Genomic DNA, 25,766 nt, shown 5'->3' with positions numbered 1-25,766 from the left:
TGTTTGCCAAGGCCTTAGATGTCGAGGTTGGCCACGGCCAGGGCATTTTCCTGGATGAATTCGCGCCGCGGATCGACCTCGTCTCCCATCAGTTTGGTGAAGATGTCGTCGGCGTCGTCCGCCTCGCGCACCTTAACCTGCAGCAGGGAGCGGACATTCGGGTCGAGCGTCGTTTCCCAGAGCTGTTCCGGGTTCATCTCGCCGAGACCCTTGTAGCGCTGCAGCGAGATACCCTTCTGGCCGGCGGCGTAGATCTGGTTCAGCAAGGCGCGAGGCCCCCGAATTTCCGTCGAGATATCCTTGCGCCGCAAGACGGCGGCCTTGCCGTAGATCTCGTTCAGATGGGCTGCGTGTGCTGCAAGACGGCGTGCGTCCGTGGAGCCAAGCAGGGCAGCGTCAATCGTTGCGGCTTCCTGCACGCCGCGAACCATCCGTTTGAACACAAGGCTGCCGTCGTCCCGCGCTTCGCCGGTCCAGCCCCGTTCGAATTCGTCGGCCAGAATGTCCATCCGGCGGGCGATATAGGCCGCAGCTTCCTCAGCCTTGCCCTGATCGTCCAGGATTTCCGGTGTCAGCGCACCCGCAATCGCAGCCTGTTCGACAACATCGCGGTTGTAGCGTGAATGCAACCCGTCGAAGATGTCGGAAATGGTCCGTGCGGTTTCGGCGACGGCACGAAGGTCCTGGCCGGTGCGAACCTCGCCATTGGCAAGCGTCAGCGAAGCTTCGTCCAGACCCTGTCCGATCAGATAGTCTTCCAGCGCCTTCTGGTCTTTCAGGTACTGCTCGGACTGGCCGCGCTTGACCTTGTAGAGCGGTGGCTGCGCAATATAGATGTAGCCGTTTTCGATCAGCTGCGGCATCTGGCGGAAGAAGAACGTCAGCAGCAGTGTGCGAATGTGCGCGCCGTCCACGTCAGCATCGGTCATGATGATGATCTTGTGATAGCGCAGCTTCTCGACGTTGAATTCTTCCTTGCCGATGCCGGTTCCAAGCGCCGTGATCAGCGTGCCGATTTCGTTCGAGGACAGCATCTTGTCGAAGCGTGCCCGCTCCACGTTGAGGATCTTGCCGCGCAGAGGCAGCACGGCCTGGTTTTCACGGTGACGGCCCTGTTTGGCCGAGCCACCTGCGGAATCACCCTCCACCAGGAAGAGTTCGGCCTTGGAGGCGTCGCGCTCCTGGCAATCGGCAAGCTTGCCGGGCAGGGAGGCGATGTCGAGGGCGCCCTTGCGGCGTGTCAGCTCGCGTGCCTTGCGAGCGGCTTCACGCGCGGAGGCCGCTTCCACCACCTTGGAGACGATCGTCTTGGCCGGCGCGGGGTTTTCCTCAAGCCATTCGCTCAGGATCTGCGAGATCAGGTTTTCGACCACCGGACGCACTTCGGAGGAAACCAGCTTGTCCTTGGTCTGGGACGAGAATTTCGGATCCGGCACCTTGACGGAAAGAACGCAGGTCAGGCCTTCGCGGCAGTCATCGCCGGAAAGGTTCACCTTTTCCTTTTTCATCAGGCCGGTTGCTTCCGCATAGCCGGTCACCTGCCTGGTCAGCGCAGCCCGGAAACCGGCAAGGTGAGTACCGCCATCGCGCTGCGGAATGTTGTTGGTGAAGCACAGCACATGCTCATGATAGCTGTCGTTCCACCACATGGCGGCTTCGACCGTGATGCCGTCACGCTCGGCCCGCATGTTGATCGGCTCCTCGATCAACGGATGTTTGGCACGGTCCAGATAGCGCACGAACGCTTCCAGGCCACCTTCGTAGAACAGCTCCTCGACCTTGTCCTCAACGCCGCGCTTGTCCGTCAGGATGATGCGGACGCCGGAGTTCAGGAAGGCCAGCTCGCGCAGCCGGTGTTCCAGGGTGCTGAAATCGAACTCGGTCTTGGTGAAGGTTTCCGGTGACGGCAGGAAGGTCACCTCGGTTCCTTTTCTGCCGTTAGCTGGACCAACCACCTTGAGCGGTGCCTGGGCATCGCCATGGGCGAAGGTCATGGAGTGTTCTTCGCCGTTGCGCCAGATGCGCAGTTCCAGCTTTGTCGACAGCGCATTGACCACGGAAACGCCCACGCCGTGCAAGCCGCCGGAGACCTTGTAGGAGTTCTGGTCGAACTTGCCGCCCGCGTGCAGCTGGGTCATGATGACCTCGGCAGCCGACACGCCTTCTTCCGGGTGCAGGTCCGTCGGAATTCCGCGGCCGTTATCGGATACCGTAACCGATCCGTCCGGATTGAGCGTCACGGTCACGTGGTCGGCATGGCCGGCCAGCGCTTCGTCGATGGCGTTGTCGACCACCTCGTAGACCATGTGGTGCAGACCGGAGCCGTCATCGGTGTCGCCGATATACATGCCGGGCCGCTTGCGCACGGCATCGAGGCCCTTGAGGACCTTGATGCTGTCGGCGCCATATTCGGCACCGCCATTGGTTTCGGGGGTCGGGCTGCTCTCAGGCGTGGACGTGTCGCTCATGCGAATCAATCACCAATCGATTTATCTTTTCCACCCCCGTTATACGGGGTTCCAGCGGGGGTTCAACCACGTGCCGGCCATAGCCAAGCCAGCGAAGGGATTCTGGTGGAAAACCATAAGATTCCGGCGGATTTAAGGGGCCTCGCCTCGCTTCAGCAGGCGGCCCTGGTGCTCCCGGATCTCAAACACTTCGGCTTCCGCCGGCAAAGCCTCGAAAAGGGCCTCGTCCGTACCGGTCATGAAGACCTGTCCGCCAAGGGAATCCAGCTTCGAAAACAGGGCCGAACGACGGTCGGGATCGAGATGCGCGGCAACTTCATCAAGCAGCAGGACAGGCGTCATTCCCGACACCTTTGCCGTCAGTTCGGCATGCGCGAGGATAAGGCCTATCAGCAGCGCTTTCTGTTCCCCGGTCGAGGATTGCGAAGCCGGCATCGCCTTGGCCGCGTGATGAACGGTGAGATCGCTCAGATGCGGTCCGTTGAGCGTGCGCCCGGCGGCCCGGTCGCGGTGTCGGCCGTCCTGCAGCATCTGGCGGTAGCGATCCTCCCGGTCGGAGGCGCTCAAACCGGCGGTTTCCGCCTCGAAGGCACCTTCAAGGGAAACCGAAGCATGGGGAAACGGCAGGTCCTGTGCTGCCTGGCCGGCGATCATCCGGCTGAGCAGATCAACGGTCTCTGCCCTGGCGATGGAGACGGCGGTGCCGAGCTCGGCTACCTGCTGTTCCAGCGCGCTGAGAAAGGCATCGGAGCCACCCTGATCGAGAAGGCGATTGCGCTGACGAAGGGCGTTTTCGAAGTCGCTGACCCGGCGGCCGTGGGTCGGGTCGATCGCCAGCGTCAGCCGGTCAAGAAAACGGCGGCGGTCGGAGCCGGGGCCGGTGAACAGCCCGTCCATCGACGGCACGAGCCAGAGCACCCGCATGTAGTCCAGAAGACTTTCCGAGCCGCGAACTTCCTCGCCGTCGATACGCACCTTGCGCCCGGCAGTGCCGGCCACCAAACCTGTACCGATTTTGGTTTCGAACCCATCCAATAGAACTGTTGCGGCAACACTCCAGCTGCCATCGCCGTCCTTGCGCGCTATGTCGGCAAGGGCCGCCCGGCGCAGGCCGCGGCCGGCAGTCAGAAAGGAAATGGCTTCCAGAATATTGGTCTTGCCGGCGCCATTGGGGCCGACGAAGGCGACCATCCTGGCCGCCATCGGCAATGTCAGCGTGCTGTAGTTGCGGAAGCCGGTCAGCGACAGACGGGTCAGCCGTGCCGTCCGGTAATCTGTCATGACCCCACTTCCGCTACTGTTTGGGCGTGCCGGCTAGATCAGACCCGCATCGGCATGAGAACGAACAGGCAGTCGTCAACCGTGTTGTCCTGAATGAGGGTCGGCGAGCCGCTGTCCGCCAGACGGAACAGGGCCGTATCGCTCGACAGCTGGTTGGCAATGTCGAGCAGGTAGCGGGAGTTGAAGCCGATTTCCAACGGATCGGCATCATATTCGACGGCAAGTTCTTCCGTCGCGCTGCCCGAATCCGGGTTGTTCACGGTCAGCACCAGGCGACCTTCGGTCAGCGACAGCTTGACGGCACGGCCGCGTTCGGAAGAGATCGTCGACACGCGGTCGACAGCTTCCTTGAACTCGTCCCGGTCGACGCGCATTTCCTTGTCGTTGTTCTGCGGGATCACCCGGCCGTAGTCGGGGAAGGTGCCGTCGATCAGCTTGGACGTCAGGATGACGGAGCCGGTCGTGAGGCGGATCTTGGTATCGGAAAGCTCGACCTGGACATTGGCTTCCGGGTTCTCGAGCAGTTTCTGGATCTCGCCGACGGTCTTGCGCGGCACGATGATGCCCGGCATGCCGGCTGAACCGGAAGGCGCCGGTACCTCTGCCTGGGCCAGACGGTGGCCATCTGTGGCAACAGCGCGGAACTGGAGACAGGAGCCCGCGTCTACCGTGTGCAGGTAGATACCGTTCAGATAGTAACGGGTCTCTTCGGTCGAAATCGCGAACTGGGTCGCGTCGATCAGCTTGCGGATATCGGCGCCTGTCAGCGCAAAGCCGTGGCTGAAGTCGCCCGCGGTCAGGTCGGGGAAGTCGGTTTCCGGCAGCATCTGCAGGGTGAACTTCGAGCGGCCGGCGCGGATTTCCAGCGTGGCGTTGTCGCTGGTGGTTTCCAGAACCACCTGCGAGCCTTCCGGCAGCTTGCGAACGATGTCGTAGAACATGTGTGCCGGAACGGTGGTCGCGCCCGGCAATTCAATCATGGCCGGAACGCTTTCGACGATTTCCAGATCGAGGTCCGTTGCCTTCAGGTTGATCGCACCGCCATCGGCGCGCAGAAGAACGTTCGACAGGATCGGAATGGTATTCCGGCGTTCGACCACGCGGTGAACATGGGTCAAGGACTTGAGGAGGTCGGTCCGCTCGAGGGTCGCTTTCATACTCTCGTTCCGTACTCATGAAGCGCCTGGCTGAACTGCCGGGCTGATTGAATATTCTTGGCTCCGGTGTGGAGCGGGGTGGACGACACTGCCCTTAACCGGCTCCAAAAGCAAGGGGGCGTTCTGCCCGAACGCCCCCAATTTTGGTAGAATATCGTGTATTTTAACCTTGGTTTAGCGCGATCCGGGATCAGCCTGGCGGATGCCCGTTTGAATTCAGGCAGGCATCCGCAAAAGGCCCGTTTCCGAAGCTTGCCGCCTCAGGCGTCAAGCATGCGCTTGAGCAGTTCCAGCTCCTGCGCCAGGGCATAGTCGGCACGCGCCATTTCCTCGATCTTGCGGACAGCGTGCAGAACCGTTGTGTGGTCCCGGTTGCCGAACCGGCGACCGATTTCCGGCAGCGAGCGCGGGGTCATCACCTTGGCAAGATACATGGCGATCTGGCGCGGGCGAACGATGGTCCGGGTACGCCGGGCCGACAGCAGATCCGCCTTGGTGACATTGTAATGCTTGGAGACCACCCGCTGGATGTCCTCGATCTTCACCCGGCGCGGCTCGCTGGAGCGAACCAGGTCGCGCAGGGTCATCTCGGCCATTTCCTGCGTGATCGGCTGGTTGGTCAGCTGGTTGTGCGCGATCAGCCGGTTGAGCGCGCCTTCAAGGTCGCGGCCCGAGGAGGCAACATGACGCGCGACATAATCCAGCACACCTTCCGGAACGTCGAATTGCGGGTAGGTCTTGCGGGCCGTATCGACGCGCGTGGCCAGGATGTTCCGGCGCAGTGCGAAATCCGGTTCCTGAATACCGACCACCAGACCGCCGGACAGGCGTGAGCGGACACGGTCGTCGAGAGTATCAAGTTCGGACGGCGCGCGGTCTGCGGCCACGATCACCTGGCGGGCCCCGTCGATGAGGGCATTGAGGGTGTGGCAGAACTCCTGCTGCACCTGTTTGCCGTGCAGGAACTGCATGTCGTCGATCAGCAGAAGATCGATCGTGCGCAGGTTCTCCTTGAAGGCCAGTGCGGACTGGGACTTCAGGGCGGCAACGAATTTGTACATGAAGTGCTCGGCCGTCAGGTAGAGCACCTTGCGACCGGACGCCCGGGCCTTTGCGGCCACGGCCTGCATCAGGTGGGTCTTGCCCAGACCGACGGAGGCATGCAGGTAAAGCGGATTGAATGTGACCGCGCCGCCGGCAGCAACCTGCCGGGCCGCAGCCAGGGCCAGATTGTTGGACTCGCCTTCGACAAAGGTCTCGAATGTGTATTTCGGATCGAGCGCCGCACCTTGCAGTACGTCACGAGCGTTGTCCGAGCTGGTCTCACCTCGGCCGAGAGCCGCGGTTGCCGCCTGGGCCCGGGTTACCTGTGCCGCGTCGGAAAGTGCGTCGGAACGGGTTTCTGCAGCCGCCGGCTTGCTGCCCTGGGGTGCTGCGAGGCTCGGCTTGGCAATCGGGGTCTGACGTGGGCGGATTGCGCCGCGTACCGTCAGTTCGATGCGGTGAACGTTGTCACATTCACGCTGCCAGAGACCCATCAGCTGATCGTTGTAATTGTTCTGAATCCACTGCTTCAAAAACCGGGTCGGAACAGACAGACGAACGGTGCCGTCCTGATGTTCCTCGAGGTCTACACGTGCAAACCAGCTGGTAAAAACATCATCGCCCAATTCTGCGCGAAGCTGCTTCTTCACCCGTTTCCACTGTTCGGAGCCGCCTGCCTCCTGAACCTGCATGTTATCTGCCTCCTGTAAATGTGAAGAACAGTCCGCCACAGCCGTTCTTCGACGCCTTGCTGCTTTTGCAGCATTATAATGTCCCTTTTGGGACGGTTATTTATATGGCGAAGGAAGATCTCCCTTCACCTGACCCTGTCGATGGGCAGGGTAACTAACTTTGAATCCAGGGCAATCCGGCGGCCTTCCAGCCGGACTGGGTCCCACGGTGGCCATCCGGGCCGAGTGGGCCCTCGAAACCATCGGAGATATTGAAGCACTGCGTAAAGCCGGCCTGCGTCAGGGCGATCGCAGCTGCCTGGCTCCGTGCTCCGGAGCGGCACAAGAAATAGATTGGCGCGTTCCGGTCAAGTCCTTTTTTGACGAGAACATCAGAAACCGATTCCGCGAATGCCGGATTGGGTCCGGTCGACGGAAAGCTCTGCCATTCGGCCAGGATCGGCTCCTTGCCGAGCGGACGAAGGTCCGGCACCCCGACAAAGGACCATTCAGCCTGTGTGCGCACGTCGACAAGAGTTGCTTCCTGCTGCTCGGCAAGACCGTCAAAGGCCTCCTGCGCAGTCACATTTCCTGCATATCCACCCTGAAATTGCAAAGCCGCCCCCTTCAATAGCGTGATGCTATTGATCAAAAGTATTCTTCAAGATTTTCTTGAGAAAGAAGTAGGTTACTTCAGGCTAAATGCCCGAGTGTTCGAATACGCTAACGTATTCATTCCGTGAACTGGATTTGATGTGCTCAGCGATGGTCCGGTTTAACTTTTTCATTGTTTTCCAAGCACCGTCTTTAAGTTGGTCGCTGGTCTTACCCGCCAGCCGTATTGTTAATATACAGACCGCGACCGAAGGGGCAACAGCGGGTTTTTGCGAATGGCGGAAAGTGCCGGTTTCTCCCCCCGCGTCACTGTGTTTTTGGCCCCTGCTGGCGAGCGAGCAAATGTGTTTTACCGCAATGACTTTTCGCTCTGAAGCGCCCTGTCACATTTCAAAAACAACAATTTCAAAAAAAATTTCGGAACTGATAGCTTGACTCGTATCGAATCCGGATTGATCGCCTTCTCTCAATGGTACATGTGCGTAAATATCTGAAAAATAAACGTTTTTCCTGACACTATTATACTCGGTAGAAATTGCAATATTGCGCGTATGAGTTGTCAAATTTCGTCATCCACAAAATTGCGTGGCTAAAAAAAACCCGGCACTGTGGCCGGGTCTTTTTAACGGTCGTATGACGGGTCGGTTACGCGCTGAGTGCCTTGATACGGGCATTGAGGCGGGAAACCTTCCGGGAGGCCGTGTTGGCATGCATCGTGCCTTTGCCGGCAGCGCGCATGATTTCCGGCTGCGCAACCTTGAAGGCTTCGTTTGCAGCGGCCTGATCGCCGGAAGCAATTGCTTCCTCAACCTTGCGCAGGAACGTGCGCACGCGGCTGCGACGGTCTTTGTTCGTGGCCGTCCGGCGGGCAATCTTGCGGGCCGCCTTCTTGGCCGATGGTGTGTTGGCCATGGGCTCTATCCTGATCGGTAATTGGGACTAGTGTCCGGTGGCGATCGGGACAAGGGAGCCAAAGCTGCAAGACCCGATCAAAAAACAACGGCGGCGGAAAACCGCCACCGATTGGGCGCTGCTTATAATCGCGCTTTCGGACGCCGTCAACGGCTTTATCGTTGAACGCCGTAGTTTATTTGTTCCGGAACTGCGGCGTACGTTTCTCGGTGAAGGCGCTCATGCCTTCGTTCTGGTCTTCCAGGGCAAACAGGGCCTGGAACACGCGCCGTTCGAAGCGAACGCCTTCCGAAAGGGTGGTTTCATAGGCGCGGTCGACACTTTCCTTGGCCATCATGACGACCGGCAGAGAGAAATCGGCGATCTTTTCAGCGGCCTTCAGCGCTTCTTCAAGCAGGTCGTCCGCCGGCACGATGCGGCTGACGAGACCGCTTCGCTCGGCTTCTTCCGCGTCCATCATGCGGCCGGTCAGGACCATTTCCATGGCTTTGGACTTGCCGACGAACCGTGTCAGACGCTGGGTGCCACCGGCACCTGGAATAACGCCGAGCGTGATTTCCGGCTGGCCGAACTTGGCCGTGTCCGCGGCGATGATGAAGTCGCACAGCATGGCCAGCTCGCAGCCGCCGCCAAGCGCATAGCCCGCCACGGCGGCGATGATCGGCTTGCGGTTGCGCGAAACCCGGTCGAAGGGCGTGATCAGGTCCGTCTGATAGGCGGACGAAAAATTGTGCGGCTGCATTTCCTTGATGTCGGCACCGGCGGCAAAGGCCTTTTCCGAGCCGGTGATGACGATACAGCCGATCCGCTCGTCCGCATCGAACCCGTCAAGCGCCGTGCCGAGTTCGGCAACCAGGGCCGAATTGAGTGCATTCAAGGCTTTCGGCCGATCCAGAGTGATCAGACCGACTTTTCCGCGTTTTTCGACGCGGATGTTCTCATATCCCATGTTGCCCGCTCCCAGTGCTGGAAACCGCGGCGGGCCGGATGACCAGGTCTTTCTTGAGCCCGGCTTCTGGTGCCTGCGGTTTCCTGGACGTGTACTTCACCGGCAATGCCTACCCGAGGTCGGGCGGGTCTGGCAAGCTTGACCGATAGGACAAGTCAGCTCTGGCAGGTCGGGCAGTGGAAGGTTGACCGGTTGGACTGGACCAGCCGGGCGACGGTGCCCTTGCAGCCCGGTGTCCGGCAGGCCTGGCCTTCGCGGTCGTAGACGGCAAACGAGTGCTGAAAGTAGCCAAGCGTGCCGTCTGCCTGGGTGTGATCGCGCAGCGAAGACCCGCCCGCCCTGATGGCATCTTCCAGGGTGGCGCGGATATTGGCGGCCAGTTCTTCCGCCTTTTTTGTCGGCTTGCCTGTTTTCGTCACCAGCGTGCCGGCAGCCCGTTCCGGGCTGAGCCCGGTGCGCCAGAGCGCTTCGCACACATATATGTTGCCAAGGCCCGCAATCAGTTTCTGGTTGAGCAGGGCCGCCTTCAGCGGCGTCTTCCGGCCGTTGAAAAGCCGCGCCAGTGTTTCGCCGCCAAGGTCGTTGCCGAGTGGCTCCAGGCCGAGTTCACGGAAAAAGGGATGGTCTGCGAGCACGGGACGGGCAATGAGATCCATGAAGCCGAACCGGCGCGGGTCGTTGTAGACGATCCGGGTTCGCCCGCCGTCAATTGTCTCCAGATGGAAGACGACATGGTCGTGTTTGGGGTCCTTGCTGCGCGCATGGGCAAAGGCGCCCGGCGTATCCGCGGAAAGATCGTTTTCGATCCGGAACGATCCAGACATGCCAAGGTGCATGACCAGCACATCGCCGCTGTCGACATCGCCCAACAGGTATTTCGACCGGCGCGACAGCACGGTCAGCCGTCGTCCGGTCAAGCGGTCGGCGAAACCGTCCGGAAAAGGAAAGCGCAGATCGGGCCGGTTCTGGTCGACCTTGGCAATCAGAGCCCCTTCGAAAGTGGGGGCAAGGCCGCGCTTGACGGTTTCGACTTCCGGGAGTTCGGGCATGAGAGGTCTGGTATCCGCTGTCATGGCAGGCTATAGGCCTGCGGCATATGGTTTTTGGTGGCCGGCACAGATGGCGCTTGCCAATGGCTTGTACTATGGTCCGGCGCACTTTGAAGATAGTTTCGAAACGGCAATCCGCCAGCTCTTTCAACAGGTGGCTTGTCCAACGGGTAAGAAGTGATCGAACCCGCCGCCGCCCGGCAGTCTTGTCGCGGCGCGGGGTGATCTTGGAGGCGCTTTCATGACGCAACAGGCACAGGGGCATTCGGCCAGGTCGAACCGCGCACCGGAAGAAATGCCGACCAGTTTCGGCTTTACCAAGGTTGCCGAAGGGCAAAAACAGGCGCTGGTGGACGATGTGTTTCACAAGGTTGCCGAGCGCTACGACCTCATGAACGACCTCATGTCCGGCGGCCTTCACCGGGTCTGGAAGGATGCCATGGTCTCGTTCCTGGCACCGCCCAAGACAGCTTCCTCCAACTGGCGGCTGCTGGATGTGGCCGGCGGAACCGGCGACATCGCCACCCGTGTGGTTCGCCGGTCCAATGACACCGCCCGTGCCGTGGTGTGCGACATCAACGAAAGCATGCTCGGCGTCGGCTGCGACCGGGCCGAAAAGGCCGGTCTGTCGGATCTCATTACTTTCAGCCAGGGCAATGCCGAGGAACTGCCGTTTCCCGACAAGAGTTTCGATGCCTATACGATCGCATTCGGCATCCGCAACGTGCCGGACATTCCCAAGGCGCTGCGGGAAGCGCGCAGGGTTCTGAAACGGGGCGGCAGGTTCTTCTGTCTGGAATTTTCCGAAGTCGACGTGCCGATGCTCGACAAGGTCTATGACACCTTTTCCTTCAACGCGATCCCGGCCATGGGCCGCTGGGTGACAGGGGACGGTGACCCTTACAAGTATCTGGTGGAATCGATCCGCAATTTCCCGAACCAGGAACGCTTTGCGGACATGATCCGCGAAGCCGGGTTCGAGCGTGTCGGCTACCGCAACTACTCCGGCGGTATCGCCGCCCTGCATTACGGCTGGAAACTCTGATACATGGCCCTTCCCGTGATGCCTTTTCTCCGCCTGGCGCGGGCGGGTTTCGTGATGGCGCGCGAGGGCGTTTTCGGCCTCGTTTCGCTTCCGGACCTGCCGGCCGGGCCTCGGTTCGCCATTGCCATGGCGCGGCTTCTGGAGCGCCGGTCGGTTCGCAACAAGCGGGCAGACCTTCGTCTGTCCGACGCGCTGAACAAGCTTGGACCGTCCTATGTGAAGCTTGGCCAGTTCCTGGCGACCCGGGCCGATGTGGTCGGCAAGGAAGCCGCACGCGAACTATCAGCCCTTCAGGACCGGTTGCCGGCGTTCGATCATGATGCGGCCTGCGCCGCGGTAGCCGAGCAGCTCGGCAAGCCGCTCGATGAGGTCTTCGTGTCGTTCGGCGAAGCCGTTGCCGCCGCCTCGATTGCCCAGGTTCATCCCGCCGTGATCCTCGATCAGGACGGCACGGAGCGAAAGGTTGCGGTCAAGGTGCTGCGGCCGGGCGTTTCCCGCCGCTTCCAGCGCGATCTCGAAAGCTACTACCTCGTCGCCCGCCTGGCCGAACGGTTCCATCCGCCCTCGCGGCGCCTTCGGCCGGTCGCGGTCGTGGACACGCTGGCCCAGTCGGTCGCGATGGAAATGGACTTCCGTCTGGAGGCCGCGGCCCTGTCGGAAATGGCCGAGAATACAGCTGACGATCCGGGGTTCCGCGTTCCGGCTGTCGAGTGGCTGCGCACCGCCAAGGGCGTGTTGACAATGGAATGGATCGACGGCCGCAAGATGTCGGACGTCGAGGGCCTCAAGGAAGATGGCCATGACCTGGAAGCGCTGGGGGCTGCCGTCATCCAGAGCTTCCTGCGCCACACACTGCGCGACGGCTTCTTTCATGCAGACATGCACCAGGGCAATCTCTTCGTTGAGCCCGACGGCACCCTGGTTGCCGTCGACTTCGGCATCATCGGCCGTCTCAACAAGCGCGAACGCCGGTTTCTGGCAGAAATCCTGTTCGGCTTCATCACCCGCAACTACCGACGGGTGGCGGAGGTGCATTTCGAGGCCGGCTATGTGCCCGCGCATCAGGATGTTGACATGTTCGCCCAGGCGATCCGTGCCATCGGCGAGCCGATCCACGGTCACGATGCCAGCGAAATCTCCATGGCCCGCCTGCTGACCCAGCTGTTCGAAGTGACGGAACTCTTCGAGATGAGCACCCAGACCCAGCTGATCATGTTGCAGAAGACGATGGTCGTCGTCGAAGGCGTGGCGCGTTCGCTCAATCCCAATCTCGACATGTGGCGGACGGCGGAACCCGTTGTCGGCACCTGGATCAAGGACAACCTTGGTCCGGTCGGCAAACTGCGTGATGCCGGTGATGCGCTGTCGGCACTGGCGCGCATTGCCAACGACATGCCGCTCTTTGCCGACAGGATCGGTCGGATGTCGGAAGAGTTGGAAAGGATGACACAGGGCGGCCTCAGGTTCGACGACGAGACCGCCGAAGCAATTGGCCGTGCAGAGGCACGTCACACCCGCTCGGGGCGGGCTGCCTTGTGGGTCATTGCAGCCTGTGCGGTCGTGGCGACCTACATGCTTTTCTGAGGCTCGGTTGGCACTTTGAAGGTTCGGCCGGGCATTGCGTCCAGCAATGTCTGCCGCGCGTCCGCGATATGGCGGGCCAGAATGTCTGCCGCCTGGTCTTCCGCGCGTGATTTCATCGCTGCCACCAGCTCTTCATGGTCCTTCAGCCACCTGTCGGTGAGCGTCGGCAGGACGCCGTAGCCGGCAATGTGAATGCGGCAGGTCCGCCGAAGATCCTCGATCATTGCCAGCTCTCTTGGGCGTCTTGCAGGCATATAAAGGCTCTTGTGAAAGACCCAGTCGCCGTCGGCCCAACGGTCGGTTGCCGCGTCTATGCTGGAGTGGGCAAGGGCCGCTTCGATCTTCACAAGATCGTCTGCTTCCAGCCGCCGGATTGATTGCCGCAGGCAATCGGTCTCCAGAAGCACGCGCAGATGGTAGACCTCATCAATCTCCGCGGGGGTAAGACTGATCACTCGAGCCCGTCGATTGCGCTCAAGGTCGATCAGGCCCCGTGCAGCCATCAGCTGCAGGGCGTCGCGCACGGGAATGCGGCTGACCGAAAAGCGGGCAGCAAGCTCTCCCTGTTTCAGTTCCTCACCCGGCCGGAAGATCCCGGAGACGATATCGGTTTCGAGCGTGGCTGCGATTTTTTCTGCGGACATGGCACCTCCCGAAATTTTCAATAGAGCCTTGACAGCAGCCTGTAAATCAAAAATGTATAAATGTATACATTTTGGAGGAAGCATGAGCAAAGAGCACGTCTACACATCCCTCATCCACTGGACGGGAAACCGGGGCGAGGGGACGAAGAGTTACAGGTCCTATGACCGAACCTGGGAGATACGAACACCTGGAAAGCCTCCGGTTTCCTGTTCGAACGACCCGCTACTGGGCGGAAATCCCGCGCTCCATAATCCGGAGGACTTGCTCCTGTCCTCCCTGGCGAGCTGCCACATGCTCTGGTATCTGCATCTGGCAAGCGATGCAGGCATTGCCGTCATGGGATATGAGGACGTGCCGGAAGCGACGGGGGAAACCGAGCCTTCCGGTGCTGGCCGTTTTCTGCGCGCTGTGCTGAAGCCGGTCATCACCGTGCCCAAGGGCACGGATCTGGCAACGGCCGATGCGATCCACCACGAGATCCACAAGGTCTGCTTCATCGCCCGCTCGGTGAATTTTCCGGTGAGCTTCGAGGCAACCTACGTGGAAACGTAAGAATTCAGGGCGGCGTGACGCGCCGAAGGGTCAGGTTGATCCGGCCGCCGTTTTTCAGAAGCGTCGAAGTTCCCTTCAACACGCGATCGATACCGTGAAAGGCCAGTCGAGCCTCGCCGCCGAGTACGACGACGTCACCGGATTGAAGGCGGAAGGATTTGGTCGGATCCTTCCTGTTCACGCCGCCAACACGGAAGGTCGCAGTGTCTCCCAGGGAAACCGAGACGACCGGGGCTTCGAACATCTGTTCATCCCTGTCCTGGTGCAGGCCCATGCGGGCGCTGGGATCATAGAAATTGATCAGGCAGGCTTCGGGTGGTGGCGCCGTGCCGGCAACTTCCTTCCACAGATGCGTCAAGGCATCCGGCATGGCTGGCCATGGCCGGCAGGTTTCGGGGTGTGCCGGCTGGTAGCGATAGCCTCGGATATCCGACACCCATCCGAGCGGCCCGCAGTTGCTCATGCGCACCGAAAATGGCTTTCCGGTTTTCGGCATTACCGGCTGGAACAAGGGCGCTTCGGCGACGATCGCGCGAATATGTGCCAGGAGCTGTTCCTGGCCCTCGCGGTCGAAATAACCCGGCAGATAATAAAGTCCGCTCAGGCCGTTTATGGAAATTTCCTGCATGGTCAATTGTCGCCGGTCGTCAGTCGCCCCCGCCGCAACCGCTGCAGCCGGAGCTGCCACCGCCGCCTCCGTCACCACTGCCGCTGGTGCCGCAGCCTGAGCTGCATCCGGAAGAATTTCCACCGGTCGATTTCTTGAAGAGGATGATCAGCACCACGGCGATGATGAACAGGGAAATCAGGAATTCGGCCGTGTGCATGGTGGCCCAGTGCCAGACCATGTTGCGCAGTCTCTCGATGAGGGTATCGCCTTGCGCCTCGCCATGGGCAAAGGCCAGCCTGGTGCCCAGAAGCAGAGATATGGCGGCCAGCAGGGCGCAGTGAACTGCGGTGGGCGCATTCGCAACCTTCCCGGCAAGTCTTGTGAGCTGGTTCGGCCAGTCCGGCTTGCGGATGATCCACACATCCTGCGCATTCACGCGGACAAAGCCCGGCGCCTTGCCGAACCGGATTTCCTCCGGTGGCCAGATGTCCACAGGCGGTTCGCCGAATTCCGACCGGTAAAGCCGGAGTGTTCTTGCATAGGCCTGCCGGAACCGGACTTCCTGTTCCGGGCCGCCCTTTGTCGGCATGTGATGCAGCGGACCTTCGAGCGCTTCCTTGAAGGGGCCCCAGTAATGTCTGGTGTAGGTCAGGTGCAGATGCCAGGCCTGGTCCACTTCGTCGCTCGGCGTCACGATGCCTTCACCAAGCCGGCTGAGATAGGCAAACCGCAGATATTCGACAACGACCCGTCCCGCAAAACTTTTGCTCCAGCCATTGTCTCGGGCAAGGCGCGCGGAGAACGGGAAATCCGCTTCCACATCGTCCGGGTGGCAGGCTTGAAGCCGATTCCAGAGGCTGGGATCTTGCAATTCTGGTCTCCTTTCCGCGTTGGTATCGCGGTGACGGGGCGATGTTAGCCGTATTGTCCGCAAGGTTTGAGCAAAACCTCGCCTCCATGTGCCGATTGCATGTGGAATTCGCAAAGCTGACAATGCTGGTAACGATCTGGGAAGAAATATCGGCGAAGAACGGAAGGTCTGTGAAATGTCAGTGGACAGATGTCTTGCAGGCAAAGTTTCATCCACCTATATAGCGGTCAAGCTTCGCGCCAAATCATGAGCCTAGCGTTCAGGCGCGATGTCCGGGGGAACCCGGAACCCAACTGAGAGGAGCCGGAATGACGCCTTTTTGGGTCTATCCGGTTTGCTAGAAAGAGAGGCAGATATGGCAAAGGTCATTGGTATCGACCTCGGCACGACGAACTCGTGCGTCGCCGTAATGGACGGCAAGGATTCCAAGGTAATTGAAAACGCAGAAGGCGCCCGCACCACCCCGTCGATGGTGGCCTTCTCCGACGATGGCGAGCGTCTCGTCGGCCAGCCGGCAAAACGCCAGGCGGTCACGAACCCGACCAACACCCTTTTTGCAGTCAAGCGCCTGATCGGTCGCCGGTACAGCGATCCGACCGTCGACAAGGACAAGAAGCTTGTCCCGTTCGAGATCGTCAAGGCCGACAATGGCGACGCATGGGTGGAAGCCAACGGCGACAAATACTCCCCGTCCCAGGTGTCCGCTTTCATCCTTCAGAAGATGAAGGAAACCGCAGAGAGCTATCTCGGCGAAAAAGTGACCCAGGCGGTCATCACCGTTCCGGCATACTTCAACGACGCGCAGCGCCAGGCAACCAAGGATGCCGGCAAGATCGCGGGTCTTGAAGTCCTGCGCATCATCAACGAGCCGACGGCAGCAGCGCTTGCCTACGGTCTCGACAAGAACGACGGTAAAACCATCGCGGTCTATGACCTTGGTGGCGGTACGTTCGACGTCTCCGTCCTGGAAATCGGCGACGGTGTCTTCGAAGTGAAGTCCACCAACGGCGACACCTTCCTCGGCGGTGAAGACTTCGACATGGTTCTCGTCGACTACCTCGCGTCCGAGTTCAAGAAGGACCAGGGCATCGACCTGAAGAACGACAAGCTGGCCCTGCAGCGCCTGAAGGAAGCTGCGGAAAAGGCGAAGATCGAACTGTCGTCCTCTTCCCAGACCGAAATCAACCTGCCGTTCATCACGGCGGACGCTTCCGGTCCGAAGCACCTGACGCTGAAACTCACCCGCGCCAAGTTCGAGTCGCTGGTTGAGGATCTGGTCAAGCGCACCATCGAGCCGATGAAAGCCGCTCTGAAGGACGCAGGTCTTGCTCCCGGTGAAATCGACGAAGTGGTTCTGGTCGGCGGCATGACCCGCATGCCGAAGATCCAGGAAACCGTGAAGACCTTCTTCGGCAAGGACCCGCACAAGGGTGTGAACCCGGACGAAGTCGTGGCCATGGGCGCTGCGATCCAGGCCGGCGTTCTGCAGGGCGACGTCAAGGACGTTCTGCTGCTCGACGTGACCCCGCTGTCGCTCGGCATCGAAACGCTTGGCGGTGTCTTCACCCGTCTGATCGACCGCAACACGACGATCCCGACCAAGAAGAGCCAGGTGTTCTCGACCGCTGAAGACAATCAGACGGCCGTGACCATCCGCGTCTTCCAGGGTGAGCGCGAAATGGCTGCGGACAACAAGATCCTCGGTCAGTTCGACCTGGTCGGCCTGCCGCCGGCACCGCGCGGCGTTCCGCAGATCGAAGTCACCTTCGACATCGACGCCAACGGTATCGTCAACGTGTCCGCGAAGGACAAGGGCACCGGCAAGGAACAGCAGATCCGCATCCAGGCCTCCGGCGGCCTCAGCGACAGCGACATCGACCAGATGATCAAGGACGCTGAATCCCACGCCGATGAGGACAAGAAGCGGAAGGAACTGGTGGAAGCCAAGAACCAGGGCGAATCCCTGGTCCATTCCACCGACAAGTCCCTGAAGGACTACGGCGACAAGGTTTCCGAGGACGACAAGTCCGCGATCGAGACCGCGCTCGCCTCCCTGAAGTCTGCTCTTGAAGGTGAAGACCTGGAAGACATCAAGGCCAAGACCCAGGCTCTGGCAGAAGCTTCCATGAAACTTGGCGAAGCCATGTATCAGGCAGCTCAGGCTGACGCCCAGGCAGAAGACGGCGAGGAAGCCGATCCGAAAGCCAAGGCCGAAGACGATGTCGTTGATGCGGATTTTGAAGAAGTCAAAGAAGACGACGACAAAAAATCCGCATAACCGAAAAATACCAGCCAGCCGGTTACCGGCTGGCTGGTCCAATCCTGGCGCCGGTCGCTCGACTGCCTGATGAAAGGGCACTTGTGCGCGGCGCCTTCGCCGTAATTGGCGCCGGCATTTGCCAGGCCGCCGGCGGTGCAACAACAAGACCGGAAGATCTTGATGTCGAAACGTGATTTCTATGAGGTGCTGGGTGTTTCGCGTGAGGCGGACGAAAAAGCGCTGAAAAGCGCCTACCGCAAGATGGCCATGCAATTTCACCCGGACCGCAATCCGGGCGACGAGGCCGCCGAAGCCAAGTTCAAGGAAGTCAACGAGGCCTATGACACGCTGAAGGACAACCAGAAGCGTGCAGCCTATGACCGTTTCGGCCATGCGGCCTTCGAAAACGGTGGTTTTGGCGGCGGCGGTGCCGGCGCTCACGACTTTTCCTCCACCATGTCCGATATCTTCGAGGAATTCTTCGGCATGGGTGGCGGCGGTGGCCGCCGGTCGGGCGGACGCGAGCGCGGTGCGGACCTGCGCTACAATCTGGATATCACGCTGGAGGATGCCTTCACCGGAAAGACGGTGGAGATAGAGGTTCCCACCAGCGTTACCTGCGACGACTGCTCCGGTTCGGGCGCAAAGCCCGGAACCAGCCCGACGACCTGCCGCACCTGTGGCGGGGCAGGCCGCGTGCGTGCCGCGCAGGGCTTCTTCACGCTGGAACGAACCTGTCCGAGCTGTCAGGGACGCGGCCAGGTGATTACCGATCCGTGCGAAAGCTGTAGCGGCTCCGGACGCAAGACCCAGGAGCGCACGCTGTCGGTCAACATTCCGGCCGGTATCGAGGACGGAACCCGTATTCGGCTGGCAGGTGAAGGTGAAGCAGGCGTGCGCGGTGGCCCCGCGGGCGATCTCTATATCTTCCTCTCCATAAGGCCGCACGAGCTTTTCCAGCGCGATGGCGCCGATCTTTACTGCCGCGTGCCGATTTCCATGTCGACCGCGACCCTGGGCGGTCAGTTCGACGTGCCGACGGTCGAAGGGTCGACCAGCCGCGTGAAGGTGCCCGAAGGCACCCAGACCGGAAAGCAGTTCCGTTTGCGCGGCAAGGGCATGCCGATCATGCGTTCCAGCCAGCACGGCGACATGTATATTCAGGTCACGGTCGAAACACCGACCAATCTGACCCGGCGCCAACGTGAGCTTCTGGCGGAATTCGAGAAGGAATCCTCCGGTGAAAACCACCCAGAATCGGCTGGGTTTTTCTCCAAGGTGAAGGATTTCATCGATAATCTCGGTGCATAAGCAGTCTGCAAAGGGTGACGTATGCGTGCAATATGTGCGCTTGCCCATGGCATCTTATTGCAATCACTCCTATATTCCCCGCGTGGGGGATGTGAGTGAGGAAAGATGCTGAAACGCAATAGCTCGCGCCGGGAAGCTTTTCGGGAAAAGCTTGAGAAGGCAAGTGCCGTTCGGGCGAAGGTGCTCGATGAAGTCAAATTCATCCGTTCCTGGGCTCAGAACCCGCTTCGAACCGGTGCCGTTGCCCCTTCCGGGCCAGAGCTCGCCGCCAAGATGGCGTCCTTTCTGACACCGCGTCCCCATTCAAGAGTTGTGGAACTCGGACCGGGAACCGGCGTCGTCACGAAGGCGATTCTGGACCGTGGATTTTCCTCCCAGCAGCTCAGGCTCATCGAGTATTGCCCGGAATTTTGCGAACTGCTGACCCGCAGATACCCCGGCCTGAAAATTGTCCAGGGTGATGCCTACGCCCTTGGCGCCACCCTTTCGCGCGCCGGCGATACGCTGTCGGCAGCGGAAGACCAGCGCCATTCGCTTGACGGCATCGTCTCGTCCCTGCCGCTGCTGACGCGACCGGAAACGGTCCGCAAGGCGCTGCTGGCGGAAGCTCTGGAAATTCTGAAACCGGGCGCGCCCTTCATCCAGTTTTCCTACGGGCTGGTCGCTCCGGTGAAGCCGGACAACCGCTCTGTCTCCGTCTTCAGTTCGGACTGGGTCTGGAAAAACCTGCCTCCGGCACGCGTCTGGGTTTACCGCAAGGCCCATTGAGGGCGCAGACGGCAGGGGACAGCGGGCAGGAAGCACTCCCATTTCCCGAAAAGCGCCCTAAACTTGCCCTCAGGCGGTTCACCGCGGTGCTACGCGCGAGCCGGACATTTGTAGGGTAGGTTCTGATGCGCAATCCGAAGATCCTCGTTTGCTCGGGCTCGGTCCGAAGCGGTTCCTTCAACGGCAGACTGACGGCGCTGGCCGCCAAGAAACTTGCGATCCTGGATGCTCAGGTGACGCATCTGTCGCTGAAGGACTATCCGTTGCCGATCTACGACGGCGATCTGGAGGACACGAATGGCGTTCCGGAAAATGCCAGGAAACTCAAACGCTTGTTCCTGGCGCAGGATGGTATTTTTCTGTCCTGTCCGGAATATAACGCCGGCATCTCGCCGCTGCTGAAAAACACCCTGGACTGGATCAGCCGCGTGAAGGAACCGGGCGATCCCTACAAGACCAAGGTCTTTGCACTCGGTGCAGCTTCGACCGGCGCGTTCGGCGGCATGCGCGGTCTGATCGGCATGCGCACCATTCTGGAAGTCGGCCTTGGAGCAATGGTCCTGCCGCAGATGGTGGCCGTACCGAAAGCGGCGGGCGCGTTCGACGACAAGGGCGAACTTTCCGATGAACGGGCAGGCGGCCAGCTCGACAAGCTGGTGGACGCACTTTTGCGGGCAACCCGGATCGAGATGTCGCACTGAGGCTTCGAATTGCCGGCAGAAATCGCCTTGAAAATGTGTGTCTTGAACCGATTTCGGCCGGCTTCATAGCCGGGCTTAACAGGGCCGCATCCCATTGACTGCTTGGAAATACCGGATTTGCCGCCTACATAGGGCGGCAGACAAGATGACCATGAAGATTGCCAAGAGGATTGAATGAGCGAAACGCGCGAACCGGCCCAGTGGCACGGTACGACGATCATGATGGTGCGCAAGGGTGGCAAGGTGGTGATCGCCGGTGACGGCCAGGTCTCCCTCGGCCAGACCGTGATCAAGCACACCGCCCGCAAGGTACGCCTGCTGGCCAAGGGCGAGGTTATTGCCGGTTTCGCCGGTGCAACCGCCGATGCCTTCACCCTGTTCGAGCGCCTTGAAGCGAAGCTGGAACAGTATCCTGGCCAGTTGATGCGCGCCTGCGTAGAACTTGCCAAGGACTGGCGGACCGACCGCTATCTGCGCCGACTGGAAGCGATGATGCTGGTGGCCGACAAGAACGTGTCGCTGGTGCTGACCGGTACCGGCGATGTCCTGGAGCCCGAAGGGGGCGTCATGGGTATCGGTTCAGGCGGCAACTATGCACTTGCGGCCGGACGTGCCCTGGCAGATACCGACTATGACGCAGAAACCATAGCCCGCAAGGCGATGGCGGTTGCAGCCGAAATCTGCGTTTACACGAACGCCAGCGTGACGGTCGAGTCGCTGGATACGGCCGAGTAACGGCCGATGATTTCGTTTCGCCCCGTCACCACCGAGGATTTGCCCATGCTGGCGAGTTGGTTGGCGCGGCCGCACTGGCGGCAATGGTGGGGCGATCCGGACGAAGAGTTGAGCAACATCCGGGACATGGTCGAAGGCAGGGATACGACCCGGCCCTTCATCTTCCAGGAAGACGGCATCGACAAGGGCTATATCCAGGTCTGGTTTGTCGGCGATCAGCAGGGAAGCGCATTTGCGGCGGATTATCCCTGGCTGGAACGGCTGCCGGCCGAGGCCGTCGGTGTCGACCTCTCGATTGCATTCGAGGAAGATCTGTCCCGGGGACTTGGAACAAGAACTTTGCAGGCGTTTGTCCGCCAGTTGCACGAGGAAGGTCACGAGCGGATCATCATTGATCCGGATCCGGCCAATCTCAGGGCCCTGAAGGCCTATCGCAAGGCAGGCTTTCAGGAGATCGAAGCGCTTCTGGGACGCACCGGCGACTGCCTGCTGATGGAACTCGTAAGTAAAGAAGGCGTGTCTTAAACAATGTCCGATTTTTCTCCGCGTGAGATCGTTTCCGAACTCGACCGCTACATCGTCGGCCAGAAAGATGCCAAGCGCGCGGTCGCAATTGCATTGCGCAACCGCTGGCGCCGCCAGCAGCTGCAAGGCCAGATGCGCGAGGAAGTTCTGCCGAAGAACATCCTGATGATCGGCCCGACCGGCGTCGGCAAGACCGAGATTTCCCGCCGTCTGGCAAAGCTCGCAAATGCCCCCTTCACCAAGGTGGAAGCCACCAAGTTCACAGAGGTCGGCTATGTCGGCCGCGACGTGGAGCAGATCGTCCGTGATCTGGTGGAAGCCGGCATCACGCTGGTGCGCGACCAGAAGCGCGAAGCGGTGAAGGCAAAGGCACACATGCTGGCCGAGGAACGCGTGCTGGATGCGCTGGTCGGCAAGAACGCAAGCCCGGCAACCCGGGACAGTTTCCGCACCAAGCTGCGCAATGGCGAGATGGACGAGAAGGAAATCGAGGTCGAGGTCCGGGCCCAGGCACAGATGCCGAGCTTTGATCTGCCGGGCATGCCGGGTGCCAGCGTCGGGGTGATGAATGTCTCCGACCTCTTGGGCAAGGCGTTCGGCGGCCAGACCAAGACCAAACGCACCACCGTTCGCGACAGCTACCAACTCCTGATCAACGAGGAATCCGACAAACTGCTCGACGACGACAAGGTAGTGGAAGAGGCAATTTCACTTGTCGAGAATTCCGGCATCGTCTTTCTGGACGAGATCGACAAGATCTGTGCCCGTGAAGGCCGTGCGGGAGCCGATGTCTCTCGTGAAGGCGTACAGCGTGACCTGCTGCCGCTGATCGAAGGAACGGTGGTCTCCACCAAGCACGGACCGGTCAAGACCGACCACATCCTGTTCATCGCTTCCGGTGCATTCCACGTCGCCAAGCCTTCGGACCTTTTGCCGGAGCTGCAGGGCCGCCTGCCGATCCGGGTCGAGCTGCGTGCGCTCGACAAGGACGATTTCCGCGCGATCCTGACCGAACCGGAAGCCAGCCTCATCAAGCAGTATGTGGCGCTGATGGAAACGGAAAAGGTCACGCTGAACTTCACAGAGGACGCCATCGACGAGATCGCCTCGATTGCGGTTGATCTCAATGCCTCTGTCGAGAACATCGGTGCCCGCCGTCTGCAGACGGTGATGGAGCGCATTCTCGACGAGATTTCCTTCACGGCGCCGGACCGTCCGGGTGAAGAGGTGGAGATCACTGGCAAATTCGTTCGCGACAACATCGGCGACCTTGCCAAGAACGTCGACCTGTCGAAGTTCATCCTCTAGGAGGCATGCGGAAAGACACCGGTTGAGCGCTTCGTGCGCGGCGATTTCGCCGCTTGCGGAGTGCGCGGACCGGTGGCAGCATGCGGCCCATGGTAGCTATCAGAAAAAGCAACGAGGAAGGCCACCGCCGGAAGTTTCTGGTCGTGGTCGACGAGACGCCCGAATGTGACCGGGCGATCGTATATGCCGCGAAACGGGCGGCCCGGACCGGCGGCGTCGTGACGCTGGTCTTCATCATTGCGCCTGGCGACTTCCAGCATTGGCTGGGGGTTGAAGACATCATGCGGGCGGAAGCCCAGGAAGAAGCCGAGGCAGCGCTTGCGAAAGCCGCAGAGCGCGTGCGGTCCGTTGCCCGTACCGAACCGGAATCGGTGGTGCGGGAAGGGACAAAGGCCGAGGAGATCATGGAGCTGATCGAGGCGGATGCCGACATCGCGATCCTGATCCTGGCCGCCAGCACGGGCTCTGAAGGGCCGGGACCGCTGGTGTCGTCGATTGCCGGAAAATCCGCGGGAACCTTCCCCATTCCAGTGACGATCGTGCCGGGTAACCTGGATGATGATTCCATCGCCGCGCTGGCTTGACGAGCGATCGCAGGGCGGCCGGATTCAAGAAGACGGCTTGACCAGGCAGGATCTGCACCTATCTAGTTTTTAACGGTTCCAAACTGCCGAGAGATACGTTAGAAACATTCATCGGCGTTTTGCGATGGAGGTGAGGCGCAAAACGAAGCCGGCAACATGGGCGCGACCTGAAGCGCAAGGACGAGACAAGATGTTCATTCAAACCGAAGCCACTCCCAATCCGGCGACACTGAAATTCCTGCCGGGACGGGTTGTCCTGCCGGAGGGAACCTACGATTTCCGCTCCAGGACCGACGCCGGGGTGTCGCCTCTTGCACAGAAACTGTTCGACGTGCCGGGCGTGGTCGCGGTCTTCTTCGGCCACGACTTCGTGACCGTGACCAAGGACGAAACCGACTGGCAGCACATGAAACCCGCCATCCTGGGCGTGATCATGGAGCAGTTCATGTCCGGTCAGCCGGTCATGGCCACCAGCGAAGCGGAAAATATCGAGGAAGGCGAATTCTTCGAGGCAGGTGACGCGGACACCGTCAGCACCATCAAGGAACTCCTGGAAACGCGGGTGCGTCCGGCTGTGGCGCAGGATGGTGGCGACATCACCTTCAAGGGCTTCAAGGAAGGCGTGGTCTATCTGTCCATGCGCGGTGCCTGCGCCGGCTGCCCGTCATCCACGGCAACACTGCAGCACGGCATCCAGAACCTGCTGCGTCACTTCGTTCCGGAAGTCGAGGAAGTCCGCCCGATCTGATCGGAGCATTCCTGAAGAATTTCAAAGGCCCGGCCTCTTGTCCGGGCCTTTAATATTTTCGACTCCCATTCTTTGTGGAAGGCAAGCCCCCCTTTGGACTTAGGTCCAAAGCCCCGCTCGACTCGCGGGCCGGGGCGGGGTAGTGGCATGTGGGACACGAAAACCATGAGCCAAACCGGAATGCGCGTCCTCGCCATCGATACAGCCCTTGCCAATTGCGCCGCCGCCGTTCTCGACGACGGTGTCGAAACCGCGTGTTTCGAGGCGTGCGGCGAGGAGATCGGCCGCGGCCATGCCGAGAAGCTGATGGACATGATCGGTGAGGTCATGGCCGAGTCGTCCACCACCTTTTCCGAGCTCGACCGCGTTGCCGTGACCATCGGACCCGGCAGCTTTACCGGCCTTCGCGTCGGACTGGCGGTTGCCCGCGGCTTTGGTCTCGTGCTCGGGAAGCCGGTTGTCGGCGTAACGACCCTGGCAGCCATTGCCCGTTCCGCCGTGCCGGGAGATGACGGCGGTCCCGTGCTGGTGGCGCTGACAGGAAAGGCAGACGAGGTCTACTGCCAGCTTTACCATGCGTCCGGCATCGCTGCCGATGAAGCCGGTGTCCGTACCATTGCAGATCTTGCGGCGAACCTGCCCAAGGACATAAGATTGGCAGGATCGGCATCGGAAAAAATCGCGAGGGAGCTTGGGCTTCCGGAAAGCGCGATATTGTCCCGCAGCACTTTCCCGGGTATTCGGGATGTCGCGGAACTGGGGATCTCCGCCGATCCTTCGAGGTCATCCCCTTCGCCACTCTATTTGCGGCCGCCCGATGCGACGCCGCAAACGAAGGGAAGGATAGAACGGCAATGAGTTTTTGGTGGTTCTGGACCCAGCCGCCGGTGATAGAAGAGGCGCTGGACGAGGATCTACCGAAGATTGCCGACATCCACGCGCTTTGTTTCAAGCACAAATGGAATACGGACGAGCTTGCGCGGATGAAAGCGCATGCGGGGACGATGTTTCTGGTGGCACGCCGGGCGAGCCCCTATGGCACGCGCGCACCGCTTGGTTTCCTGATCGTGCGCACCGTTGCCGACGAAGCCGAGGTCATCACCATTGCGGTTCACCCGCGCCAGCGCGGCCGTGGCATCGGCAAGAAGCTGATGGAAGCCGGCCTGTTCCGGCTATACGGTGAACGTTGCAAACACCTTTTTCTGGAAGTGGACGCAGCCAACGAACCGGCTCTGCTGCTGTATCGGGCGCTCGGCTTCAAGGAAGTCGGCAGCCGCAAAGGCTATTACAGCGATAGTGGAGGAGACGGCACCGCGCTTGTCATGCGCGTCGATCTTGGTTAAGCGCTGTAGCGGAAACGGATACGGTATCGG

Annotated in this window: 25 protein-coding genes; 14 read left to right on the top strand and 11 right to left on the bottom strand. The window is 60.6% G+C overall.

From position 1 onward, the window contains the following. Positions 1-14: 14 nt before the first annotated feature. From gyrB to mutM, 8 genes are all read right to left on the bottom strand, one after another. Positions 15-2,468 (bottom strand): DNA topoisomerase (ATP-hydrolyzing) subunit B, encoded by a 2,454-nt coding sequence (gene gyrB / locus FIU93_RS04060; protein ID WP_152504884.1) that lies wholly within the window; start codon positions 2,466-2,468, stop codon positions 15-17. A 132-nt stretch (positions 2,469-2,600) separates the two neighbouring features. After that, positions 2,601-3,749, bottom strand: coding sequence for a DNA replication/repair protein RecF (gene recF, locus FIU93_RS04055; protein WP_152504883.1), 1,149 nt, complete (start codon positions 3,747-3,749; stop codon positions 2,601-2,603). 38 nt (positions 3,750-3,787) lie between these two features. Next, a complete protein-coding gene (gene dnaN / locus FIU93_RS04050) occupies positions 3,788-4,906 on the bottom strand; it encodes a DNA polymerase III subunit beta (protein WP_152504882.1) in 1,119 nt (372 codons plus the stop codon). Positions 4,907-5,166: 260 nt separating this feature from the next. Continuing rightward, entirely contained in the window at positions 5,167-6,642 is a 1,476-nt protein-coding gene (gene dnaA / locus FIU93_RS04045) for a chromosomal replication initiator protein DnaA (protein ID WP_022999148.1), read from the bottom strand. Positions 6,643-6,796: 154 nt separating this feature from the next. Continuing rightward, a complete protein-coding gene (locus FIU93_RS04040) occupies positions 6,797-7,207 on the bottom strand; it encodes a rhodanese-like domain-containing protein (RefSeq protein ID WP_152504881.1) in 411 nt (136 codons plus the stop codon). A 674-nt stretch (positions 7,208-7,881) separates the two neighbouring features. Next, complete coding sequence (gene rpsT / locus FIU93_RS04035; protein WP_022999146.1) at positions 7,882-8,148, bottom strand: 30S ribosomal protein S20; 267 nt, start codon at positions 8,146-8,148, stop codon at positions 7,882-7,884. Positions 8,149-8,323: 175 nt separating this feature from the next. Beyond that, positions 8,324-9,097: an enoyl-CoA hydratase gene (locus FIU93_RS04030; protein ID WP_022999145.1), complete on the bottom strand. Its 774-nt coding sequence runs from the start codon at positions 9,095-9,097 to the stop codon at positions 8,324-8,326. Between the two features lie 155 nt (positions 9,098-9,252). Beyond that, a complete protein-coding gene (gene mutM / locus FIU93_RS04025; protein WP_152504880.1) occupies positions 9,253-10,146 on the bottom strand; it encodes a bifunctional DNA-formamidopyrimidine glycosylase/DNA-(apurinic or apyrimidinic site) lyase in 894 nt (297 codons plus the stop codon). Between the two features lie 295 nt (positions 10,147-10,441). Between mutM and ubiE the strand changes: the two genes are divergently transcribed. After that, entirely contained in the window at positions 10,442-11,191 is a 750-nt protein-coding gene (gene ubiE, locus FIU93_RS04020; protein WP_173017428.1) for a bifunctional demethylmenaquinone methyltransferase/2-methoxy-6-polyprenyl-1,4-benzoquinol methylase UbiE, read from the top strand. A gap of 3 nt (positions 11,192-11,194) precedes the next feature. Continuing rightward, a complete protein-coding gene (gene ubiB, locus FIU93_RS04015) occupies positions 11,195-12,775 on the top strand; it encodes a 2-polyprenylphenol 6-hydroxylase (protein ID WP_022999141.1) in 1,581 nt (526 codons plus the stop codon). On the opposite strand, the gene FIU93_RS04010 is transcribed toward ubiB, so the two are convergent. Then, positions 12,760-13,419, bottom strand: coding sequence for a GntR family transcriptional regulator (locus FIU93_RS04010; protein WP_152504878.1), 660 nt, complete (start codon positions 13,417-13,419; stop codon positions 12,760-12,762). The genes ubiB and FIU93_RS04010 overlap by 16 nt on opposite strands. Positions 13,420-13,501: 82 nt before the next feature. Between FIU93_RS04010 and FIU93_RS04005 the strand changes: the two genes are divergently transcribed. Next, positions 13,502-13,972 (top strand): OsmC family protein, encoded by a 471-nt coding sequence (locus FIU93_RS04005; RefSeq protein WP_152504877.1) that lies wholly within the window; start codon positions 13,502-13,504, stop codon positions 13,970-13,972. 4 nt (positions 13,973-13,976) lie between these two features. Here FIU93_RS04005 and FIU93_RS04000 read toward each other — a convergent pair whose 3' ends face one another. Further along, on the bottom strand, positions 13,977-14,600 hold the full coding sequence (locus FIU93_RS04000) for an alpha-ketoglutarate-dependent dioxygenase AlkB (protein ID WP_152507493.1): 624 nt from the start codon (positions 14,598-14,600) through the stop codon (positions 13,977-13,979). A gap of 19 nt (positions 14,601-14,619) precedes the next feature. Next, positions 14,620-15,453 (bottom strand): hypothetical protein, encoded by an 834-nt coding sequence (locus FIU93_RS03995; protein WP_152504876.1) that lies wholly within the window; start codon positions 15,451-15,453, stop codon positions 14,620-14,622. Between the two features lie 355 nt (positions 15,454-15,808). Here FIU93_RS03995 and dnaK point away from each other — a divergent pair, with 355 nt between their 5' ends. The 11 genes from dnaK (at position 15,809) to rimI (ending at position 25,736) form a co-directional block, all read left to right on the top strand. Beyond that, a complete protein-coding gene (gene dnaK / locus FIU93_RS03990; protein WP_022999135.1) occupies positions 15,809-17,731 on the top strand; it encodes a molecular chaperone DnaK in 1,923 nt (640 codons plus the stop codon). A gap of 162 nt (positions 17,732-17,893) precedes the next feature. After that, a complete protein-coding gene (gene dnaJ, locus FIU93_RS03985) occupies positions 17,894-19,024 on the top strand; it encodes a molecular chaperone DnaJ (RefSeq protein WP_152504875.1) in 1,131 nt (376 codons plus the stop codon). A gap of 105 nt (positions 19,025-19,129) precedes the next feature. Further along, a complete protein-coding gene (locus tag FIU93_RS03980; RefSeq protein ID WP_083660359.1) occupies positions 19,130-19,792 on the top strand; it encodes an rRNA adenine N-6-methyltransferase family protein in 663 nt (220 codons plus the stop codon). A 125-nt stretch (positions 19,793-19,917) separates the two neighbouring features. Next, the gene (locus FIU93_RS03975) at positions 19,918-20,493 is read left to right on the top strand and encodes an NAD(P)H-dependent oxidoreductase (RefSeq protein ID WP_055657064.1); all 576 of its coding nucleotides are present in this window, start codon (positions 19,918-19,920) and stop codon (positions 20,491-20,493) included. 174 nt (positions 20,494-20,667) lie between these two features. After that, positions 20,668-21,228, top strand: a complete 561-nt coding sequence (hslV, locus tag FIU93_RS03970) for an ATP-dependent protease subunit HslV (protein ID WP_006935406.1) — start codon at positions 20,668-20,670, stop codon at positions 21,226-21,228. A 45-nt stretch (positions 21,229-21,273) separates the two neighbouring features. Continuing rightward, positions 21,274-21,753, top strand: coding sequence for a GNAT family N-acetyltransferase (locus tag FIU93_RS03965; RefSeq protein WP_286202401.1), 480 nt, complete (start codon positions 21,274-21,276; stop codon positions 21,751-21,753). Between the two features lie 3 nt (positions 21,754-21,756). Next, positions 21,757-23,061, top strand: coding sequence for an ATP-dependent protease ATPase subunit HslU (gene hslU / locus FIU93_RS03960; protein ID WP_022999128.1), 1,305 nt, complete (start codon positions 21,757-21,759; stop codon positions 23,059-23,061). 89 nt (positions 23,062-23,150) lie between these two features. After that, a complete protein-coding gene (locus FIU93_RS03955; RefSeq protein WP_031268712.1) occupies positions 23,151-23,645 on the top strand; it encodes a universal stress protein in 495 nt (164 codons plus the stop codon). Positions 23,646-23,835: 190 nt separating this feature from the next. Next, positions 23,836-24,393 carry a NifU family protein gene (locus FIU93_RS03950; protein ID WP_031268711.1) on the top strand — a complete coding sequence of 186 codons (558 nt, stop codon included), beginning with the start codon at positions 23,836-23,838 and terminating at the stop codon, positions 24,391-24,393. 180 nt (positions 24,394-24,573) lie between these two features. Continuing rightward, positions 24,574-25,251 carry a tRNA (adenosine(37)-N6)-threonylcarbamoyltransferase complex dimerization subunit type 1 TsaB gene (tsaB, locus tag FIU93_RS03945; RefSeq protein WP_152507492.1) on the top strand — a complete coding sequence of 226 codons (678 nt, stop codon included), beginning with the start codon at positions 24,574-24,576 and terminating at the stop codon, positions 25,249-25,251. After that, positions 25,248-25,736, top strand: a complete 489-nt coding sequence (rimI, locus tag FIU93_RS03940) for a ribosomal protein S18-alanine N-acetyltransferase (protein ID WP_022999124.1) — start codon at positions 25,248-25,250, stop codon at positions 25,734-25,736. The genes tsaB and rimI overlap by 4 nt, the downstream gene beginning before the upstream one ends. Positions 25,737-25,766: the final 30 nt, after the last annotated feature.

The organism is Labrenzia sp. THAF35 (assembly GCF_009363595.1).
In the GTDB taxonomy this organism is placed as follows: Bacteria; Pseudomonadota; Alphaproteobacteria; order Rhizobiales; family Stappiaceae; genus Roseibium; species Roseibium algicola.
Note: the sequence above shows the minus strand (reverse complement) of the source record. Positions and strands in the feature narration are given on the sequence as shown.

What these genes read in the sequence shown, in the direction of transcription:
- FIU93_RS04010 (WP_152504878.1), bottom strand. Translation starts at nt 13,419, where the DNA reads ATGTCCGCAGAAAAAATCGCAGCCACGCTCGAAACCGATATCGTCTCC.
- FIU93_RS03975 (WP_055657064.1), top strand. Translation starts at nt 19,918, where the DNA reads ATGCGCAATCCGAAGATCCTCGTTTGCTCGGGCTCGGTCCGAAGCGGT.
- hslU (WP_022999128.1), top strand. Translation starts at nt 21,757, where the DNA reads ATGTCCGATTTTTCTCCGCGTGAGATCGTTTCCGAACTCGACCGCTAC.
- tsaB (WP_152507492.1), top strand. Translation starts at nt 24,574, where the DNA reads ATGCGCGTCCTCGCCATCGATACAGCCCTTGCCAATTGCGCCGCCGCC.
- dnaJ (WP_152504875.1), top strand. Translation starts at nt 17,894, where the DNA reads ATGTCGAAACGTGATTTCTATGAGGTGCTGGGTGTTTCGCGTGAGGCG.
- ubiB (WP_022999141.1), top strand. Translation starts at nt 11,195, where the DNA reads ATGGCCCTTCCCGTGATGCCTTTTCTCCGCCTGGCGCGGGCGGGTTTC.
- ubiE (WP_173017428.1), top strand. Translation starts at nt 10,442, where the DNA reads ATGCCGACCAGTTTCGGCTTTACCAAGGTTGCCGAAGGGCAAAAACAG.
- FIU93_RS03965 (WP_286202401.1), top strand. Translation starts at nt 21,274, where the DNA reads ATGCTGGCGAGTTGGTTGGCGCGGCCGCACTGGCGGCAATGGTGGGGC.
- FIU93_RS04000 (WP_152507493.1), bottom strand. Translation starts at nt 14,600, where the DNA reads ATGCAGGAAATTTCCATAAACGGCCTGAGCGGACTTTATTATCTGCCG.
- FIU93_RS03950 (WP_031268711.1), top strand. Translation starts at nt 23,836, where the DNA reads ATGTTCATTCAAACCGAAGCCACTCCCAATCCGGCGACACTGAAATTC.
- hslV (WP_006935406.1), top strand. Translation starts at nt 20,668, where the DNA reads ATGAGCGAAACGCGCGAACCGGCCCAGTGGCACGGTACGACGATCATG.
- dnaA (WP_022999148.1), bottom strand. Translation starts at nt 6,642, where the DNA reads ATGCAGGTTCAGGAGGCAGGCGGCTCCGAACAGTGGAAACGGGTGAAG.
- FIU93_RS04005 (WP_152504877.1), top strand. Translation starts at nt 13,502, where the DNA reads ATGAGCAAAGAGCACGTCTACACATCCCTCATCCACTGGACGGGAAAC.
- FIU93_RS04030 (WP_022999145.1), bottom strand. Translation starts at nt 9,097, where the DNA reads ATGGGATATGAGAACATCCGCGTCGAAAAACGCGGAAAAGTCGGTCTG.
- gyrB (WP_152504884.1), bottom strand. Translation starts at nt 2,468, where the DNA reads ATGAGCGACACGTCCACGCCTGAGAGCAGCCCGACCCCCGAAACCAAT.
- recF (WP_152504883.1), bottom strand. Translation starts at nt 3,749, where the DNA reads ATGACAGATTACCGGACGGCACGGCTGACCCGTCTGTCGCTGACCGGC.
- rimI (WP_022999124.1), top strand. Translation starts at nt 25,248, where the DNA reads ATGAGTTTTTGGTGGTTCTGGACCCAGCCGCCGGTGATAGAAGAGGCG.
- dnaK (WP_022999135.1), top strand. Translation starts at nt 15,809, where the DNA reads ATGGCAAAGGTCATTGGTATCGACCTCGGCACGACGAACTCGTGCGTC.
- FIU93_RS03980 (WP_083660359.1), top strand. Translation starts at nt 19,130, where the DNA reads ATGCTGAAACGCAATAGCTCGCGCCGGGAAGCTTTTCGGGAAAAGCTT.
- rpsT (WP_022999146.1), bottom strand. Translation starts at nt 8,148, where the DNA reads ATGGCCAACACACCATCGGCCAAGAAGGCGGCCCGCAAGATTGCCCGC.
- FIU93_RS03955 (WP_031268712.1), top strand. Translation starts at nt 23,151, where the DNA reads ATGGTAGCTATCAGAAAAAGCAACGAGGAAGGCCACCGCCGGAAGTTT.
- dnaN (WP_152504882.1), bottom strand. Translation starts at nt 4,906, where the DNA reads ATGAAAGCGACCCTCGAGCGGACCGACCTCCTCAAGTCCTTGACCCAT.
- mutM (WP_152504880.1), bottom strand. Translation starts at nt 10,146, where the DNA reads ATGCCCGAACTCCCGGAAGTCGAAACCGTCAAGCGCGGCCTTGCCCCC.